At 66.1% G+C, this 17202-nt stretch carries 21 protein-coding genes, 5 tRNA genes and 1 riboswitch; of the genes, 8 read left to right on the top strand and 18 right to left on the bottom strand.

The features are described 5' to 3' along the window. Positions 1-147 precede the first annotated feature (147 nt). Together LMF57_RS07295 and LMF57_RS07290 are read left to right on the top strand one after the other, a co-directional pair. Complete coding sequence (locus LMF57_RS07295) at positions 148-432, top strand: hypothetical protein (protein WP_105163816.1); 285 nt, start codon at positions 148-150, stop codon at positions 430-432. Then, positions 429-1478, top strand: coding sequence for a 4Fe-4S dicluster domain-containing protein (locus LMF57_RS07290; RefSeq protein WP_229291153.1), 1050 nt, complete (start codon positions 429-431; stop codon positions 1476-1478). Before LMF57_RS07295 ends, LMF57_RS07290 begins: the two co-directional genes overlap by 4 nt. Here the strand turns inward: LMF57_RS07290 and LMF57_RS07285 are convergent, their stop codons facing one another. Further along, a complete protein-coding gene (locus LMF57_RS07285) occupies positions 1479-1715 on the bottom strand; it encodes a hypothetical protein (protein WP_093817858.1) in 237 nt (78 codons plus the stop codon). It lies immediately after the preceding gene. 351 nt (positions 1716-2066) lie between these two features. Continuing rightward, a complete protein-coding gene (locus tag LMF57_RS07280; RefSeq protein WP_025875167.1) occupies positions 2067-2276 on the bottom strand; it encodes a transcriptional regulator in 210 nt (69 codons plus the stop codon). Between the two features lie 78 nt (positions 2277-2354). Between LMF57_RS07280 and LMF57_RS07275 the strand changes: the two genes are divergently transcribed. Together LMF57_RS07275 and crcB are read left to right on the top strand one after the other, a co-directional pair. Further along, positions 2355-2795: a helix-turn-helix domain-containing protein gene (locus tag LMF57_RS07275; RefSeq protein WP_229291152.1), complete on the top strand. Its 441-nt coding sequence runs from the start codon at positions 2355-2357 to the stop codon at positions 2793-2795. A 22-nt stretch (positions 2796-2817) separates the two neighbouring features. Further along, positions 2818-2881: riboswitch (Fluoride riboswitch) on the top strand. A gap of 81 nt (positions 2882-2962) precedes the next feature. Further along, the gene (crcB, locus tag LMF57_RS07270) at positions 2963-3355 is read left to right on the top strand and encodes a fluoride efflux transporter CrcB (RefSeq protein WP_208082003.1); all 393 of its coding nucleotides are present in this window, start codon (positions 2963-2965) and stop codon (positions 3353-3355) included. 3 nt (positions 3356-3358) lie between these two features. Here the strand turns inward: crcB and LMF57_RS07265 are convergent, their stop codons facing one another. After that, positions 3359-4192 carry an AraC family transcriptional regulator gene (locus LMF57_RS07265; protein WP_117310002.1) on the bottom strand — a complete coding sequence of 278 codons (834 nt, stop codon included), beginning with the start codon at positions 4190-4192 and terminating at the stop codon, positions 3359-3361. 150 nt (positions 4193-4342) lie between these two features. Between LMF57_RS07265 and LMF57_RS07260 the strand changes: the two genes are divergently transcribed. Next, positions 4343-5425 carry an alpha/beta hydrolase gene (locus tag LMF57_RS07260; protein ID WP_229291371.1) on the top strand — a complete coding sequence of 361 codons (1083 nt, stop codon included), beginning with the start codon at positions 4343-4345 and terminating at the stop codon, positions 5423-5425. Positions 5426-5438: 13 nt separating this feature from the next. On the opposite strand, the gene LMF57_RS07255 is transcribed toward LMF57_RS07260, so the two are convergent. Together LMF57_RS07255 and LMF57_RS07250 are read right to left on the bottom strand one after the other, a co-directional pair. Next, complete coding sequence (locus LMF57_RS07255) at positions 5439-5708, bottom strand: hypothetical protein (RefSeq protein WP_025875177.1); 270 nt, start codon at positions 5706-5708, stop codon at positions 5439-5441. Positions 5709-5842: 134 nt separating this feature from the next. Continuing rightward, positions 5843-6628, bottom strand: coding sequence for a winged helix-turn-helix domain-containing protein (locus LMF57_RS07250; protein WP_229291151.1), 786 nt, complete (start codon positions 6626-6628; stop codon positions 5843-5845). A gap of 24 nt (positions 6629-6652) precedes the next feature. On the opposite strand from LMF57_RS07250, the gene LMF57_RS07245 reads away from it, so the two are divergent. Next, complete coding sequence (locus tag LMF57_RS07245; RefSeq protein ID WP_229291150.1) at positions 6653-7294, top strand: flavin reductase; 642 nt, start codon at positions 6653-6655, stop codon at positions 7292-7294. A gap of 36 nt (positions 7295-7330) precedes the next feature. Here LMF57_RS07245 and LMF57_RS07240 read toward each other — a convergent pair whose 3' ends face one another. From LMF57_RS07240 to LMF57_RS07220, 5 genes are all read right to left on the bottom strand, one after another. Further along, positions 7331-8245, bottom strand: a complete 915-nt coding sequence (locus LMF57_RS07240) for an ADP-ribosylglycohydrolase family protein (protein WP_208082005.1) — start codon at positions 8243-8245, stop codon at positions 7331-7333. A 27-nt stretch (positions 8246-8272) separates the two neighbouring features. After that, the gene (locus tag LMF57_RS07235) at positions 8273-8791 is read right to left on the bottom strand and encodes a DUF998 domain-containing protein (RefSeq protein ID WP_208082006.1); all 519 of its coding nucleotides are present in this window, start codon (positions 8789-8791) and stop codon (positions 8273-8275) included. Between the two features lie 186 nt (positions 8792-8977). Next, a tRNA-Cys gene (locus tag LMF57_RS07230) sits at positions 8978-9051 on the bottom strand. Between the two features lie 66 nt (positions 9052-9117). Further along, positions 9118-9193, bottom strand: a tRNA-Gly gene (locus LMF57_RS07225). Between the two features lie 153 nt (positions 9194-9346). After that, positions 9347-9422: transfer RNA gene (locus LMF57_RS07220), tRNA-Gly, on the bottom strand. A gap of 74 nt (positions 9423-9496) precedes the next feature. Here LMF57_RS07220 and LMF57_RS07215 point away from each other — a divergent pair. Next, entirely contained in the window at positions 9497-9949 is a 453-nt protein-coding gene (locus tag LMF57_RS07215; protein ID WP_208082015.1) for a hypothetical protein, read from the top strand. A 12-nt stretch (positions 9950-9961) separates the two neighbouring features. On the opposite strand, the gene LMF57_RS07210 is transcribed toward LMF57_RS07215, so the two are convergent. The 4 genes from LMF57_RS07210 to LMF57_RS07195 are packed head-to-tail and all read right to left on the bottom strand — an operon-like array spanning position 9962 to position 14088. Next, positions 9962-10873, bottom strand: a complete 912-nt coding sequence (locus tag LMF57_RS07210) for an HlyD family efflux transporter periplasmic adaptor subunit (protein ID WP_208082016.1) — start codon at positions 10871-10873, stop codon at positions 9962-9964. Continuing rightward, entirely contained in the window at positions 10870-11598 is a 729-nt protein-coding gene (locus tag LMF57_RS07205; protein WP_208082017.1) for an ABC transporter ATP-binding protein, read from the bottom strand. The genes LMF57_RS07210 and LMF57_RS07205 overlap by 4 nt, the downstream gene beginning before the upstream one ends. A 10-nt stretch (positions 11599-11608) precedes the next feature. Further along, positions 11609-12748, bottom strand: coding sequence for an ABC transporter permease (locus tag LMF57_RS07200; protein ID WP_208082018.1), 1140 nt, complete (start codon positions 12746-12748; stop codon positions 11609-11611). Further along, positions 12745-14088 carry a TolC family protein gene (locus tag LMF57_RS07195; RefSeq protein ID WP_229291370.1) on the bottom strand — a complete coding sequence of 448 codons (1344 nt, stop codon included), beginning with the start codon at positions 14086-14088 and terminating at the stop codon, positions 12745-12747. Before LMF57_RS07195 ends, LMF57_RS07200 begins: the two co-directional genes overlap by 4 nt. A gap of 314 nt (positions 14089-14402) precedes the next feature. Between LMF57_RS07195 and LMF57_RS07190 the strand changes: the two genes are divergently transcribed. Then, positions 14403-14750 (top strand): hypothetical protein, encoded by a 348-nt coding sequence (locus LMF57_RS07190; protein ID WP_229291149.1) that lies wholly within the window; start codon positions 14403-14405, stop codon positions 14748-14750. A 65-nt stretch (positions 14751-14815) separates the two neighbouring features. Here the strand turns inward: LMF57_RS07190 and LMF57_RS07185 are convergent. From LMF57_RS07185 to pgsA, 4 genes are all read right to left on the bottom strand, one after another. Next, positions 14816-14891 (bottom strand) — tRNA-Gly (locus LMF57_RS07185). 105 nt (positions 14892-14996) lie between these two features. Beyond that, positions 14997-16103: an NAD(P)/FAD-dependent oxidoreductase gene (locus LMF57_RS07180; protein WP_229291148.1), complete on the bottom strand. Its 1107-nt coding sequence runs from the start codon at positions 16101-16103 to the stop codon at positions 14997-14999. Between the two features lie 138 nt (positions 16104-16241). Further along, positions 16242-16317, bottom strand: a tRNA-Gly gene (locus LMF57_RS07175). 252 nt (positions 16318-16569) lie between these two features. Next, positions 16570-17196: a CDP-diacylglycerol--glycerol-3-phosphate 3-phosphatidyltransferase gene (pgsA, locus tag LMF57_RS07170; protein WP_093817847.1), complete on the bottom strand. Its 627-nt coding sequence runs from the start codon at positions 17194-17196 to the stop codon at positions 16570-16572. Between the last annotated feature and the right edge of the window lie 6 nt (positions 17197-17202).

Here is a 17202-nt window from a genome sequence, read left to right as displayed (position 1 = left end):
ATGCCGCCACCACCGCTGTTGATCCAGATCAATGTCAGCGCACTGCGGCGCACCTAGGCTGGCACGCTTGCAGGAAGCATGCCCTGCGGATGCTGCGCCAACCACGGCGAAGTATACGCGCCGCCCTCTTCTTCAACCCGAACCCGCATGAACACACCGACTTCCAGCCGCCAGCGGCGTATCCAGCATTGGGGTGCAGTCCTGTGGCCCAGCTTCATCGCCGCCGGCCTGGCCTGCGTGGTGTTCTTCGCCTTCGTCGATCCACTGCGGCTGCAGGCGATCAGCTTCCCGGGTACGGCCATCAGCCGTGAGCTGGGCTACACCGCAGGTTTCTTCATGTTCTGGGCGGTCACCGCACTTTCCAGCGCGGTAACCGGCTACCTGCTGCGGCCGATGCCGGACGAAGAGGATGAGGAGCTGCCACTGGGATGAGCATCACCGCCTCCTCGCCCCTGCGCGCATGGCGCTGGCGCCGCACCCTGGGCCTTGCGTTGCTGGTCCTGTTCCATGCGCTGCCGTGGCTGCAGTGGGATGGCCGGCAGGCCCTGCTGCTGGACCTCAACGCGCGCCGCTTCGACCTGTTCGCCTGGACCCTGTGGCCGGATGACATCGGTGTGTTGCTGGGACTGCTGGCGGTGATGGCGGTGGCCCTGGCCCTGCTCACCCATCTGGCCGGTCGCCTGTGGTGCGGACATGCCTGCCCGCAGACGCTGTGGACACGAGCGTTCGACGGAATTGCGCAGGCATTGGCCCGCGTGCTGCCGGCGAAGCTGGCGCGGCCGGCCACCCAGCTGGCCTGGTTGCTGCTGTCGCTGTGGACCGGGATCACGTTCGTCGGGCTGTTCAGCCCGATCCGCGAACTGGTCGCCGGCGCGTTCGATGGCGCATGGAGTGGCTGGGAGACCTTCTGGGTGCTGTTCTATGCCGGCGCCACGTGGGGCAACGCCGGGTTCCTGCGCGAGCAGGTGTGCCGATCACTCTGTCCGTTCGCGCGCATGCAGCCGTTGCTGACCGACCCGCACACCCCGCGCATGCTGTATGACCCCCGCCGCGGGGAGCCGCGCGGCGCCCGCCCACCGGCATTGGGCGGCGTGCTCAGCCGCGGTCGCGGCCTGCTCGACCCCACCACCGCGCAGGACTATGTCTTCCGTGCCGCGCATCCGCTGCTGGCCGGACCGATGCCCACCTTCAGCGCGGATCGGCTGGGCGACTGCCTCGATTGCATGGCCTGCGTGCGCGCGTGCCCGATGCAGCTGGACATCCGCCATGGCCCCCAGGCCGACTGCTTGGCCTGCGGTGCCTGCCTGGACGCGTGCACGCAGCAGCAGCATCAGGCCGGTTTCGGCCCCAGCCTGGTGCGCTACTGCAGCCCGCAGGTGATGGCAGGCCAGCCGCGCCGGTGGTGGCGCCCCCGCACCACGGCCCTGGCTTCGGTGCTGCTGGCCCTGCTGGTGTGCGGCGCTTGGCGCCTGCTCTGATCAGCCCGGCTCGCCCGGACGCGGCGGTACCAGCTGGGCGCGACGGACGATGCCCAGTTGTTCGATGATCAGCGCCATTTCATTGGTGACATCGGTTCGCCCGGTCCCCTGTGGAACCAGACGATCAAGCACCTGCTGGTAGGTATCCCAGAACGCCGGACCGCATCCGTGTTTGTGATAACTGGCTTCCAGTTCGCGGCGTACCCGTTCAGCCAAGCCATGCATGCCGTATTCCATACGACCTCCGTTGGACTTGTTCTGCATCGTTGACGGTCGACCGATTCACTTGCGAGCTACTGAAAGACTCCCGGCCTTCACAACCGGTTGATGCCAATTAGTCATAGATTTCACGACACGTCAATTACAGACCGCGACTTTCGCGATTGAAATTATTAATCGTTCATGAAAAGCCCTGGCGATCGGGATCGGAACAATCCGTGCCGATGTCGACAAAGCCAGCCGGCGAACCCGGGTAGCCATCACAGTTCGGACCATTGCTGGGGACACGTCGATCGATTGTGTCAATGTTGATAAGCATGCTTAGCAAATTGATTTTAGCGGTCTGTCTGCGACAGCCCTCGACGCATCTCATGCTGTTTCGTCGTGCGAGTCGTCATCCATCGGGAACAACGCAGGGTATCGCTGCTGCAGGATGTAGCGCCTCAGCGGCGGGATGGGAAAGCCTCTGGGCCATTGCGAGACAGCGGATCTGCTTATTCCGAACAACCTGGCGAGCTCTGCGTCGGTGGAAAAGCCCAGCCGTGTGCGGACCTGCCGCTTGCTCCAGAATTCGTCCATTTTCGATCCCTTTCATCATCAAACTTATTCTTGCGCCAAGGCCTCTTTCGCTTCCACGCGTTAAGCTGGCTTGCATAGATGAATACTCTTGGACAACGACTCGCGGTCGCCATGAAGGACGCCGGGCATGCACGCCCTGCCGACCTGGCGCGTGCCGCAGAAACGACGACGGCAACGGTCAGCAACTGGCTCAACGACCACGTCAAGGCCAACCACGTGAAAGCCGAACAGCTGTTCCGCATTGCCGATGCGGTGAAGCTGGACCCACGCGAGCTGCTGTTCGGCCCGCTGGGACAGGGAGTGGGCGAGCGCGGCACGGCCTACATGCACATGCCCAGCGAAGCCCATCTGGATGTCTGGCAAGCGGCCTATGAGCTGGTCGCCCACATCCTTGACGAGCGCGGCCTGGAGGTGGGCTACCGTCGCGAAGCCACGCTGGGATTGATGGCCCATGACCTGCTGATGGAGGGCGTCAGCCGCGGCAAGGTCGCACGCGTGGTGATGACTGCCCTGCCCTGACCCATCGCGGGCTGGTAGCATGGCCGTCGATGGGGATGGGGCTCCCCCGATAACCGCCTGAGATGGCTGATGGCTCCTGCTGAGACGAATCCGGCGTTCGTCGATGGCAGGCCGTGCCCGCCATTGCGTCCGCCGTCGAACCTGCGAACACGCACTCGAGGCAAGCAATGCAGACGTTCAACAACTATGTGCTGGTATTCCTGGGCGGCGGTGTCGGCGCCTGCCTGCGCCATGCCTGCAATCTGATCGGCGCCCGGGTGGCCGCCGGCAGCACCTGGCCCTGGTCGACGTTCCTGGTCAACATCAGCGGCGCCGTGCTGATGGGTGTGGTGGTGGAGGCGTTTGCGCTGCGCAATGGCGCGTCGCCGCAACTGCGCCTGCTGCTGGCCACCGGCGTTCTTGGTGGCTACACCACGTTCTCCACCTTCTCGCTGGAAACCGGCATGCTGCTGCAGCGCGGTCAGCACGGCCTGGCCGCACTGTACGCCGGCGGCTCGGTAGCGCTGAGCCTGGCCGGGCTGTTCGCCGGCATGAAGCTGACCCGGCTCGCGCTGGGGTGACACTCAGCCGGCAGCAGCGCGCGCCTGTCCCCGCCACTGCCGTGGCGATTGCCCGGTGTGCGCCTTGAACGCCCGCGACAACGCCGCCTCGCTGCCATAGCCAACCTCGTCGGCGATCCGTTTCAACGGTCGCCCCTGGCGCAGCGCCTGCTGCGCCAGGCCTACCCGCCAGCCCTGCAGGTACTGCCCGGGCGTGGTTCCCATGGCCTCGCGGAAACTGGCGGCGAACACGCTGCGCGACATGCCTGCAACGTCGGCCAGATCTTCCAGTGTCCAAGCCTGGGCGGGTGCCTGGTGCATGGCCACCAGCGCCAACCGCAGCCGTGGGTGGCCAAGCCCGGCGAACAGGCCGCCGCGCATCTCGCCCCCCTCCATCAACTGCCGCAGCACCTGGATCATCACCACCTCGAACAGGCGGTTGACCATCACCGTGCGACCGCAGCGCTGCTCGAATGCCTCCTCGAACAGCAACTCCAGGGCGGCATGGCCGCCATGCAGTTCAGCCAACGGCAGGCAGATGAAATCGGGCAGGGCGGCACTGATCGGGTTGAGCCTGCCGCCCTCGAAATGGAGGTTGGCGCAGGCCATGTCGGCGCCGTGCTGAGGATCGGTGTGGAAGCGATGTGGCAGCGGGCGCGGATACAGCAGCAGGCTGGGAACGTCGACCTGCACCGTCTGCGAGCCATGACTGACCTGCAACGGACCGCGCCGCACCAGGTGCAGCTGGCCGGCGTCGCCTTCGGCCTCCAGGCTGTTGATGCCGCACAGCGCGCCGGCATGGAACACCGAGGCGGTGACCGCGAAGCGTTCGAGCAGGATGGCGAGGCGATCGACCATGGCGGGACCCCAGATCAAATGGAAGGGAGCAGATACGGCAGATCGTATCGAATTCGATTGCATTGCGTCAGGGGCTAGCCACCGCGCAGGGGCAGCGCTATACAGGCGGCACCTTCCGCGCAGACCGCACCGGCCAGGGCAAAGACCATGATGCGAACCTTCCACCGGCTGGTCCTGGCACTGGTCCTGCTGCTGCCGCACGTGTCGCAGGCCGCCGCGCCGCCCGCCCCGCCACGCACCTCCAGTGGTGAGCTGCAGGGCGCGCGCTGGCGCCTGGACGTGCCCGCTGGCTGGAACGGCGAACTGGTAATGCTGGCGCATGGCTATGAACCCGTGGGCGTGCCGCAGCCATCACCAATGCCGGCTAACGACAGCACCGCCAGCCTGCTTGCAGCGGGCTATGCCGTGGCGCAGAGCGCCTATGCCAGCCAGGGCTGGGCAGTGGCAGATGCGGTCGTGGACATGGAACGCCTGCGCGCGCACGCCCTGTCCGAATTGAAGGACGTGCGTCGCACCTGGATTCTCGGCTTTTCGATGGGCGGAGCGGTGGCCATCGCCACCCTCGAACGCCTGCCACGGCACTACAACGGCGGCGTGTCGCTGTGCGGGGCCAACCTGCCCGGCGAACAACTGGCCAATGACCTGCTGACCACCCTGGTGGCGTTCGATTATTTCTTCCCCGGGGCCAAGGGGCTGCCCCGGCAGGGCCTGGCATCGGCGGAAGCTGCGGCACTGCCGCAGATGGAGCTCTATCAAGGCATCACCGCCGCGCTTCAGACCCGCCCGGCCGTGGCTGCGCAACTGGCTGCACGGCTGCAGGTAAGCGTGGAGGCATTGCCGGGCACGATCAGCCTGCACGCGATGATCCTGCACGAACTGGCCACGCGCGCCGGCGGCATGCCGGTCGGCAACGTTACGACCGTCTACCGCGGATTCGGTGACGACAAGGCGTTCAACGCGGGCGTGCAGCGGCTGGCACCTGCTGCGCCGGCACAGCGACACGTGCGCGAAAAGCTGGCGTTGACCGGCGCGCTCAAGCGACCGCTGGTGATCCAGTTCAACAACAACGACCCGAGCATCGTGCCGCGCATGCAGGCGATGTATCCGCAGCTGGCCGAGCACGCTGGCGCCACGCCATTGCCGCGCGTACTGCCTGCGGTGGGCGAAGGGCACTGCGGCTTTACGGATTCACAGGTGGTCGAGGCGTTGAAGGCAGCCGCGGCTCCCTTCTGAGCAGCCGACTGCATCAGTGGCCGAGCGTACCCATGGTGAAGGTATAGCCGGAGCGCATGAGGAAGTCGCGCATGCGCAGTTCGGCGCGGCGCGGAGACGGAAGATCCGGCGGACCATACAGGGCATAGACCACGCCAGCGCCCTCGATACTCTCCCGGCGCACATCGCAATGACGGCTCTCCGAGGCGACGACCCAGCCATCCTTCAGTTGATCGGGGCCGATGGACTGCCCGTTCTTCAGCCGGAAAGTAAGCCAGCGCACATCTGCGGTTGACCTGCTCATTGCCGACCAGCCGCATCGTGCATGCGGCCCCTCATGTCCTTGCCTGCCATTGCTGCTCCCGAAGACCAGGACTCCGACCATACCCCGTCGCAATGTCGTGGCCGGCTGAGACTGCCGGCGGCGCGCGGCGGGCCTCAGGCGCGTACGTCGAACAGCCTGCGGAATGCCTCCTGCCCCGCAGGGGTGACCTGCAGGTCGCGCCGCCCCGCGAGGCGACGCAGCCAGTGGTTCTGCAGGAAACTCTCCAGCAGTGCTTCACCCACCATGCCGGCCATGTGCGGGCGCCGCTCGGTGCAGTCCAGGCAGCCGCGGCAGTATCGCGCGGGCGTCACCTGTGGCGATCGCGCGATCAACGCTTCCAGCGGCTGACCCACGGCGCTCAGGATGGCGGCGCCATGGGACGTCATCTGCCAATGGTCTGCAGCCGTGAAGATCGCCCCGATGGTCAGCAGGTGGTCACAGATGGCAACGGCGTATTCGCCCGCCAGGTGCCGGTAGCAGGTGCGCGCCCGGCGGAAGCCGGCATCAACTCGTACCGCTCGTGGAGAAAGCGGTGGCCGTTGATCGCTGAAACGCAGGATGCCCTCCAGCATGTCGGCGACCTCGGTCGAGGCGAGCCGGTGATAGCGGTGGCGTCCCTGCACCGCCACGGCCAGGATGCCGCCATCGAGCAACCGCCGTAGATGACTGCTTGCCGTCTGCGGCGAGATGCCAGCCACGCCGGCCAGCTCGGACGCCGTGTGCGCCCGGCCATCCATCAACGTCAACAGCATGGCCGCGCGTGCATGGTCACCGACCAGCGTGCCGACATGGATGAAAGAGCGGGACGTCTGGACCATGGCCGCATTGTGGCATGCCGCTTTCCGCGCATCGTTCGACCCGGATCGAAGCATGCGCGCCCCTGCCCAGGGCACAGTCATCGCCCGAACGCCACGAGCCCAGGCATGCCACCGCAAGACTTCCAACGCCGCTGCATCACCCCCTCCGTGCTCTACCCGGGAACACCGGTGGTGCTGATGACCACGTTGAATGAAGACGGCAGTGCGAACATCAGCCCGCTTTCGTCATTCTGGGCGCTGGGCGACCGCGTGGTGCTCGGCATCGGCGAACAGGGCCAGGGCTGCAGCAATCTTCTGGCACGCGGCGAATGCGTACTGAACTTCGCAGGTGCCACGCAGGCGGCGCAGGTCGAGGCCATCGCCCGCGCCACCGCTCGTACCCCGGTGCCGGAGTCGAAGCGCGCCATGGGTTACGTGCATGTGCCTGACAAGTTCGCATTGGGTGGCTTCAGCCGCGTCGACTCGGTGCAGGTGGCACCGCCGGCGATTGCCGAATGCCCGCTGCAGGTGGAGGTAGCGCTGCTCGCCTCGCACCGGCCCAGCGGAACGCAGGATCAGGGCTTCATGATCGTCGAAGGACGGATCTGCCGGGTGCATGCGCACGAGGCGATCACCGTTGCCGGTACCCAGCACATCGACGTGCAGCGCTGGGCACCGTTGATCTACCTGTTCCGCCACTATGTGGGCACCACCACGCCGGTGGCGCGCAATTTCCGCGCCGCAGAACCTGCCTCGTCGCAGGTGTGAGCACGGCAATCAGAAGCGTTTCAGTCAGCACGCCGGTCAGCGACCGCCCCGCGCAGCCTCATTGCGTGCATGCAACCGATCGGCCAGATCTTCGATGGCCTCGCGCAGGGCCAGACGTTGCAGCCAGAGCTGTGGAATACCGGCCGCGCCATGGAACGCACCGGCCAACTGGCCGACGATCGCCGCGGTCGTATCCGCGTCGTCGCCCAGGTTGGCAGCCTCCAGCACTGCGTCGGCAAACGTCTCATGGCGGTGAAAGCACCAGAGCGCCGCTTCCAGGCTGTCGACCACGTATCCGCTACCGCGGATCCGATCGCGCGTGGTGTTCTGGTGGGCCCCCGCTGCAATGGACTGGAGGCGCTCACCCTGCAGGGGAACATCATGCAGGGCCAGTACCTTCTGCTTCGGCAAGCCCGCCAGTGCACGCTCCATTGCAACAGCCAGCAGTCGGCAGGCATCCAGGCACTCTTGCGCGGCATGGGTGGTGCGCGAACTCTGCTCGGCCATGACCGGAAGCTCCCGAAGCCCGGCGTAGCGCAGTACCACAGGGGCCAGGCGCATGATCGAACCGTTGCCTGCACTGCGCGGATCGTCGTTGCCCGCGAGCGGCTCACCGCTCGCCAGGAACCGTTCGATCGCAGCACGCGTGGCCATGCCGATGTCGAAGCATTCGCCAGTCGCGCTCCAGTAGCCGTGCCGGTACCAATTGGCGTAGCGGGTCATCTGGTCGCGTGCATCGAACCCCTCGCAGCGCACCAGACTCTCGGCCAGACACATCGCCATCGAAGTGTCGTCGGTCCACTGCCCTGCCTGCAGTTTGAAGGGGCCGCCCCCCACCATGTCGGTGAGTGGGGCAAAGCTGCCGCGTGGCTGGAACTCGACGGTAGTGCCGACAGCGTCGCCGCACGCCAGCCCGAGCAGCCCGCCGCGGAAATGATCGATCGCGCTCATGCGGTGATTGTAGCGGGCAAGGGCAATTCAGGTGCCAGCGGGGCGTGTCCGCAGCTCCAGCGCGGCGAAGGTGTACCAGCCGAACGCCGGCAGCACCGCGATGCGCTGGGTGAGGCCGCGATAAGGCTCCGGGTCGAAGCCGGAAAGCATCAGCCACAGATAGGCCATCCCCAGCAGCGAGATGGCACGCGCAATCCAGGCCATCCGCGTCGACGCAGCAGGGCCCAGCTCGGCCAGGAACAGCAGCGGGGTCAGGATCGAGAAGATGCCGATGCCATAGAGGCCATGCAGCGGGCTGCCCGTGGTGAAGACGCCATTGCTGACCATGGACACCCCGAACAGGGTGGAGGTGAGCACCGTGAGCGCGAAACGGCGGCTTTGCGCCAGCAACGCAAGGCTGAAGACGATGATGGCCGAGCCACTGACCACCGCGCCGACCTGCACCGCCTTGGCTGGCAGCCCCGGCATCAGGCCCAGCTCGCTGAGATGCTGGGAGAGCGGGTGGTAGCCGGGCACGGTGAATGCGAAAGCGATCAGCGCCAGCATGGCACCGAGGGGAACGTATACCGCTTGCTGGATTGCCAGGTTCCGCACTGCAGTCACCACCGCTGAAGAGGAGTGCGGCGACGTTAGCAGCCGGTCCCGCCGGGTCGCATGTGCAGTTTGGTACCCCTGCTGGCGCCAGGGGGACGCGCAAAGAAAAAGCCCTGACCGGAGTCAGGGCTTTTCAATTGGAGGCCTCAAGCGGAATCGAACCGCTGTAAACGGATTTGCAATCCGGTGCATAGCCACTCTGCCATGAGGCCAACGTACTGCGATCAGGAACGACGCCCCTGACATGACAAAACCCCGCGATGGGGCCTGTCGGAACATGGAGCGGGAAACGAGACTCGAACTCGCGACCTCAACCTTGGCAAGGTTGCGCTCTACCAACTGAGCTATTCCCGCATAAGCCGTATGGTACCGGAAGCCCGGGACACACACCAGCCATTTCACAACAGTTTTCACTTTTCTGACTGCGCGAAGAGCCTTGTGGCTCAACGTGCCCCGCCTTGCCCTGGCGGGAGAAAAACAAGGCCCCAACCGGGGCCCTGTGCTATCTGGAGCGGGAAACGAGACTCGAACTCGCGACCTCAACCTTGGCAAGGTTGCGCTCTACCAACTGAGCTATTCCCGCAGATTCTCCGACCTGCGTCGAAGGAGCGCTATTGTGTCCAAATTCCTTCACGCCGTCAACAGTCCGCAGCACCGATGAACCCGCCCACGAGACCTCGTTTCGCCCGCCTGTGCTGGAGCCTTGTCGCCCTGGCCTGGCTTGCGGTGATTGCTGCACTGATCAATGCGGGCTTCACCCCGGACTATTGGATGCTGCGCCACTTCGAAGGCGCAACCCTGCCCTACCCCACCGGCGCGGTCATCCAGTTCGCTGTACTGGCCGGAGCGGAACTGTTGGTCACCGTGCTGATTGTGCGTCCCTGGAAACCAGGGCGCGTGTGGTTGCGGCTGCTGATCGCCCTGATGCTGCTGCTGGCCTGGTCGTTCCCGTGGCTGGCCGCTGCCCTGCACCAGGCGCCGGTGCAGGGCATGCATCTGCTGTGCCTGCTGCTGCTCGACCTGGCTGTGCTGCTGGCGCTGTGCGTGGTGTCGCTGGCCAGTGCGTGGCGGGCGTTGACCGGGAAACAGACCCGACGCGCGCGCGCCTAGCGAAGCACGCCCCTACCTGTGGAACTCCACCCGCACATGCTGGCCGACGCGCGCCTTGGCGGCGCTGTCGAACTCCAGCACGCACTCCACCACCTTGGCCACGCCGCGCCCTGCGTCTTCGGGCAACCGTGCCTGCGCGAACACCGGGCTGATGCGGACCACACGTGCCACCGGCAGTGGCTTGCCCTCTGCGCCATCGCTATCGATCACCACCGTCGCGCGCATGCCAACCTGCACGGCATCGGCGTAGGCCGCACTCAGCTCGGCACGCACCTGCAACGGTCGCGCCGGCAACAGTGACATCGCCGGCTTGCCGGCCTGCACGAACGCACCCACGCCCGGCACCTGGCCGACCACGGTGCCGGCGTCCGGTGCGGTCAGCGACATCTGTCGCAGCTTCAGCCTGGCGTGCTCCAGCTTGTGCAGGGCCATGTCGACCTGCGCTCCGGCCACATCCACATCGGCGCGAACGCCGGCCAGCTGCTGCCTGGCTGCGTCGGCCTGCTGGCTGGACGACACGCCTTCGCTGGCGCCGGTGACCAGGCGGGCGGCGTTGCGCTCCAGTTCGCGCAGTTGCGCCTGGCTGCCCTTCAGCCGGTCGATGGCCAGCGCGAGATCGGCATTGGCCATGCCCACCTCCTGTTCAAGCAGTGCGCCATCCAGGGTGAGCAGGACATCGCCCTTGCGCACCACCGCCCCTTCCTTCACCGGCGTGCTGCTGACCGAACCCTCCATCGCTGGTACCAGTGCAATCAGCCCGCCTTCCACATCGATGATGCCGCGGGCGACGGCGACGTTGTCCGCGCTGGCGGACATGGCAGCGGTCGGCTGCGCGGGTACGGGTGCATCCTTGCTGCAGGCACCCAGCAGCAATGCCGCGCCCAAGGAGAAGCTGAGGGAGAACAACGGCGGCATTCTGGTCATGGGCTGGGCTCTACGGTTTCGTTCTGGCGGCGGTCATCGCGGACCGTGCCGTCTTCCATGGCGATCACCCGATCCGCATGGCGGATCAGGCGTGGATCGTGGCTTACACACAACACCGTGGCCTGATGCGCGCGTGCATAGCGGTGCAGGATGTCGATCACGCGCTGGCCGTTCTCGGCGTCCAGTGCGCTGGTGGGTTCGTCGGCGAAGATCAGCGTGGGTGACTTGGCGAACGCACGGGCGACGGCTACGCGCTGCTTCTCGCCGCCGGACAGCTGTGCCGGGCGCATGTGGCTGCGGTGCGAAAGGCCGACCTCGTCCAGCGCCTGCCGCGCCAACGGCTCGCTGTCGCGGTTGCGCATGCCGCGATAGCCCAACGGCAGCTGCACCTGCTCCAGCGCCGTCAGCGCCGGGAACAGATTGAAGCCCTGGAACACGAAACCGACGTGGTGCAGACGGAAACGCTCCACGTCGCTGCGGGTCATGTGGCTGACGTCCTGGCCAAGCGCATGCACGCGACCGCCATCAGGCGTTGAGAGCCCGGACATCAGCGACAGCAGCGTGCTCTTGCCGCAGCCCGAGGGGCCCGATACCAGGGTCAATTCGCCGGGATAGATGTCCAGCGACAGGCCACGCAGCACGGGCACATGCACATCGCCGGACGCGAAGCCCTTTTCGAGCGCGTCGGCACGCAGGGACGGGATCGCGATGGGAGCATTCGTCATCGGTGGCCCCTCAACGCAACAGCAGCGATGGATCGGAACGGACGACGCTGCGCACCGCCATGATGCTCGACAGCATGGCCATCACCGCGACCAGCGCCACGCAGCCAAGAACCACCGTCGGCGTCAGCTGTACCGGTACGCGCTGGGTCTGCGCGGCCAGCAGCACCACCGTGCTGAAGGCTGCGGCCAGCAGCATGCCGACACCACCGATCAGCACGGCCTGTTCGAACACCACACGGGCCAGCGCGTAGCGGCCTGCGCCGAGCGCATTGAGGGTGGCGTACTCGCGAACCGACCCGGCCACCACCGCGGCAAACGACTGGTTGGTGATCACCGCGCCGACGAAGCAGACAATGACCGCCATGAACAGCACTGCGATGCCGGCGCCGGTATCGAGCAGCCAGTATTGCTGCGAACGACTGGCGAACTCCGGCGCTGTCCAGAACTCGACGGGCGTGGCGCGGCCCGTCGATGCACTGAGGCGATCGCGCACGCGCGCGGCCAGCTCCGGTGAGCGCGTGCCCGCCACGAAATAGGTGCTGCCTTCATGCGGATCGGTTCCGGCGATGGCACGCGCGGTATCCAAAGACGCCAGCACGTTGACGCCGCCAAGGCCACGCAGGCCGGGTTGCGCTGCAACCACACGCACGGCCCTGCCATTGATCCACGCGCGGTTGCGGTGCAGATCGACGCCCAGCGTATCCAGGTCCGCGCTGTCGACGATCACCGCACCGGGTTCGCGCAACCGGGCACGCAGATCGGGCGACAGGATGCGCGAGAACATCATCGCGTTGCCTGCCGTGGAGATGCCGGACAGATACACCGACACGTTGCCGGCACCCTGTGCGCTGGAGCGCCACTCGCCATCGACCCACTCGTAGGGTTCGACGCGGGTGACATCCGGGTCCATCCGCAGGCGATTCTCTACATCCGCACTGATCGCATGACCGTAGTTCACGCTCTGCGTGCCGGCAAAGCCCGCCCAGACATCGGCGCTGGACGCCTTCACGTAGATCGCGGCGGTGCCGAAGATGCCCAGCACCAGCGCCGCCTGCACGATCAGCAGCACGCCGGCGAAACACATGGCCAGCACTACCGGCAAGAAACGGCGCCACTCGTAAACCAGGGTCTTGCGGGCAAGCGCGATCATTGCGCGTCGCCTTCAGGCTCGGCCGGCAAGGGGGCGCCGCCCACTGCGCGATAGAGCGACGCGAATGCAACTACGCGAGCACCCTGCGCGCCGATCAGGTCGGCCTGCGCGGACAGCGCGGCACGCTGGGTTTCCAGCCCGTCGAACTCACTGGAAAGACCAAGCTGCACCTGCCGGGCCTGTCGTACGACCTGCTGCCGGGCAGCTTCGTCGGCCACCTGCAACGACTGGATGCTGCTGTCCTGGCGGGCCAGGTTGCCCAGTGCACCCTCCACTTCCGCCACGCCCTGCAGCACTGCCTTGCGATACCCCAGCAAGGCTGCATCCAGCTGCTTGTCGTCGGATCGATAGCGCGCGTGACGTTGGCCCCAATCCCACAGAGGGATATCGATGTAGGGACCAATCGATGGGCTGGAATCGGAATTGGAGCGAGCGTTCTGGGTCAGGTTGTAGGCGTACAGGATGGAACCGCCCAGGCTCAGTTTCGGAAACATCGACGCGCGCGCACTGCCCTTTTCGGCAGCAGCCTGCAGCACATCAGCCTCGGCCAGCAGGATCTGCGGGCGATGGCGCAGCAGATCGGCGGGTACCTGCTGCAGGGCGAAGGCGCTCAACTGCGGTGGCGTGCGGTAGGCATTCCAGGCCGGATCCGGACCATCGCGACCCAGCAGCAGCGCCAACGCGCGCGCGGCGTTGCCCGCGTTTTCATTCGCCTGTGCAATGGCCGCGCGCGTGGCCGCCCGCCGCGCGCGCAGGCGATCCAGTTCACCGGGCTCGTCCAGGTGCAGGCGCTGCCGCATCAGGCCCAGTTGCTCGCCACGTGCGTCAACCGCCTGCTGCCTGCCCAGCAGATCCACCTGCGCCTGCGCGACGGAAAGATCCAGGTAGCTGCGCACCACATCAGCGATGACCGCCACCTGTGCCGCATCGCGCAGTGCTTCGGCATTTCCGTTGACCGCCTGCGCGCTCAGACGGGCACTCTCCGCTGCGCCAAACAGGCCAAGATCCCAGATCGCTTCGACGCCTGCGTGGAAATAGGTGTCGACCGCGGCGGCGTCCTGCACCTGCTTGGCACTGGCGGAGACTTCCGGACGGAAGCGCGCATCGGAGGTGCCCGACAGCAGGCATACTGCCTGCAACCGCAGGGTGGCCTGGCGCAGTTCCAGATTGCCGGCGACGGCCTCGTCCACCAGCGCGTTCAAGCGCGCATCGGCCAGCACCTTCCACCACTGCCGTGCGTCGACCGCTACGCCCTGCCCTGCCGCGGTCTGACTCCACACTGCTGGTACGCGATCAGGCAGATCGGGAACCGGCACCGACATGCAGCCCACCAGCATCATGCTGGTCAGCAGCGCCCCGGTACCCAGGACGATGCGTGGGACGACGGCATACCGTTGCGCGAACGCTGCCGGGAAAGTGATGCGACTGGCCACCCGCCCGCCTTCGTGGAGAGAGAAGCCGAGGAGGCTACGCCGCGATTGTGGAGTGGACATGGAGAATCGGTCGGAGGTGCGTTACAGCGCGTGTGCGGTGCATGCATTGCGAACCCTCGGCCTTTCCACAGCCTTTCATCGGCGCCGCCAAGCTGAACGCTGGACTGTCCGCGGGCGCTGCGGCACATTGTCCTGAACGCTTCCACCGGCAGGCAATACGCTTGAAATCCGCCCTTCGCCGTACGCTCGGCATCTTCGCGACCGTGCTCATCGTGGCCACAACGGCGATCTGCCTGACCACTCCGTTGGCGTCGAACGCGGCCATGCTGCTGATGGACCGCAGCAACTTCATTCCCGCGCAGTCGTCGATCTTTTCCTTCGAGCCCTACGTGATCAACGAGGGCTCGTCGAACTACTGGTTGTACGGCCAGGACCGGAACTACTACTACCACTTCACCTACCGGGCCGACGCCCCGTATCTGTACATCACGCGGAAGAACGCCTGCGCCGGCTTCGATCGTGCGGACGTGCGAACCTGGTGCGGTGCGGGCCGAGGCAGCCCGCGCTAGCGATCACAATCCCTTTCCGGTGCGCAAACGAAAAACGCCCCCTTGCGGGAGCGTTTTTCTGAATCTGGAGCGGGAAACGAGACTCGAACTCGCGACCTCAACCTTGGCAAGGTTGCGCTCTACCAACTGAGCTATTCCCGCAGATTCCGTTCGACCTGCGTCGAAGGAGCGCTATTGTGTCGGGATTGCTGCACGGCGTCAACAAGATTCTGCTGCCCTCTCATGAAGCAGCGTTCAGCTTCAGGATCACATCCGCACGCCCCGCCGATGGAAGTAGATCTGCTCGGCCAGCCCGCGCATCGGGCCGGTGCGCAGCAGCGCATTGACCGGCCAGTCCCGCTGCAGGTGGTCCATTGCCCAGCGCAGCATGCGCTTGCGGTGAAAGGTGGGGGCGGCCTGACGCGCCACCTGCTCTGCGGCCGGCCCCTTGCCGCGCCGGTGCAACCCGATCGCATCACCGACCGCCCAGCCATGCCGCCATGACGAGTGGATGCCGCCGGCCGACAGCGGCGAGACGACACCTGCCGCATCACCGGTCAGGATCACGCCCGGCGCGGTGATCGGACCATCCGGCAACCCGCAGGGCACCAGCCCCGCGCGGGTGCCGGCAACCTGGGCCGAGTGCGGAAGTCCCACAACGTCGCGCACGTGTTCAAGGAATCCCTCGATATCCGGCGGGCGTGCATGTGCGGGATCATGGCGCAGCGCCAATCCCACCTGCACGCCGGTGGGGTTCTGCGCGGCCCAGCCTATGTAGCCGGGTGCGAACCGGCGGCTGACAAAGCAGTGCAAGGCATCGCCTTCCGGCAGCTGCACGCCGGCAAACTCGCGCTCGACGCCATACAGGTTGTCGCGCACCTGACCCAGGCCGGTACGCTGGGCAACACGTGATCGTGCGCCATCAGCGCCGACCAGATAGGCCGTGCGCCCCACCCCTTCAACCTGCCACGCGTCGCCGTCGCGGCAGGCGTCGGTGAACGACTGCTGCAGCCGTAGGTCCACGCCACTGGCGCGCAGTTCGCTGGCCAGCCAGCGCATCATGTTCGGCGTATCGGTGGTGAGGAAGTAGTAACCCGGTGCGGTCAGCAGCACGTTGTGCAGGTTCGGCGCATACAGGCGCACGCGTGCGACGCGTTGCACGAGATGATCGGGCATGCGCCCCAGCCAGGTCTGTTCCATCGCCTCCTTCACCACGATACCGGTGGTGTGCAGGCGTTCGCCAGGGTCGGCCTTGCGCTCGAGCACGCAGACGCGCAGGCCGTACTGAGCGGCGGCGAGTGCGCAGGCGGCACCGCCAAAGCTGGCGCCGACGATGACCACGTCGTAGTCGTTGGCAGGGGGAGTGTGAGGCATCGCGGCATCACCTTGCTGGATCCGGGAGTACAGCGTGGGATCGGCAGATGGTGAGGCGATGGAGTGGCGGTGAAGTGGGGATGAAGCCGCTCCGGCCAAACGAAAAACGCCCCCTTTCGGGAGCGCTTTTCTTGAATCTGGAGCGGGAAACGAGACTCGAACTCGCGACCTCAACCTTGGCAAGGTTGCGCTCTACCAACTGAGCTATTCCCGCTTGGGAGGCGAAATTTTACCTGTTCCAAGGATTGCGTCAAGCGCTTTTTTTCAGGGATTTGCGGGAGTGGCCGACATTGCGTATCCACGCATGGCGTGGATCTACCGCAGACCCACATTCCCGTAGATCCACGCCATGCGTGGATGAGGTATCCCGCGTAGAACACATGCCCAGTAGATCCATGCCATGCGTGGATGGTGACAGCGATGGGGTCAGAGCCCTTTCCTGCGGAAAGGGATCCGACCCCGGTACTCAGTTGCCCAGCTTCTTCTGCCGCGCACGCTCGCGCGCGGCGCGCTCGTCGTCACGCAGGCTGGGCCAGGCGGCGTGCAGGTACTGCAGGCCCGACCACAGGGTCAGCACGGCGGCAATGGCCAGGGTCCAGTCACCGATATGGAATACCGGCGGGCCCATCCAGATGTCGTCGACCGGAACGTTCGGCGCCACCGAATACAGCAGGCACAGCAGCGCGACCATCTGCGCGGTGGTCTTGACCTTGCCGATCATCGCCACCCGCACCTTGGCGCGCTGGCCGAGTTCGGCCATCCACTCGCGCAGCGCCGACACCGCAATCTCGCGGCCGACGATCACCGCCGCCCAGAACGCCATCCACGGCGTCGGGTGGCCCTGCACGATCAGGAACAGCGCCACCGCCACCATCAGCTTGTCCGCGACCGGGTCCAGGAAGGCGCCGAACGCCGATTCCAGGCCGTAGCGCCGCGCGATCCAGCCATCGAGCCAGTCGGTGATCGCAGCCAGGCCGAAGATCGCCGCCGATGCGAAGTTGGTCCAGGTGTAGGGCAGGTAGAACACCAGCACCAGCACCGGGATCATCACGATCCGCAACAGGGTCAGCCAGGTGGGCAGGGTCAACGTCATGCGGCT

The organism is Stenotrophomonas sp. SI-NJAU-1 (genome assembly GCF_020883215.1).
Lineage (GTDB): Bacteria > Pseudomonadota > Gammaproteobacteria > Xanthomonadales > Xanthomonadaceae > Stenotrophomonas > Stenotrophomonas indicatrix.
The sequence above is the reverse complement of the archived record's forward strand: the minus strand, read 5'-3'. Positions and strand labels throughout refer to the sequence as shown.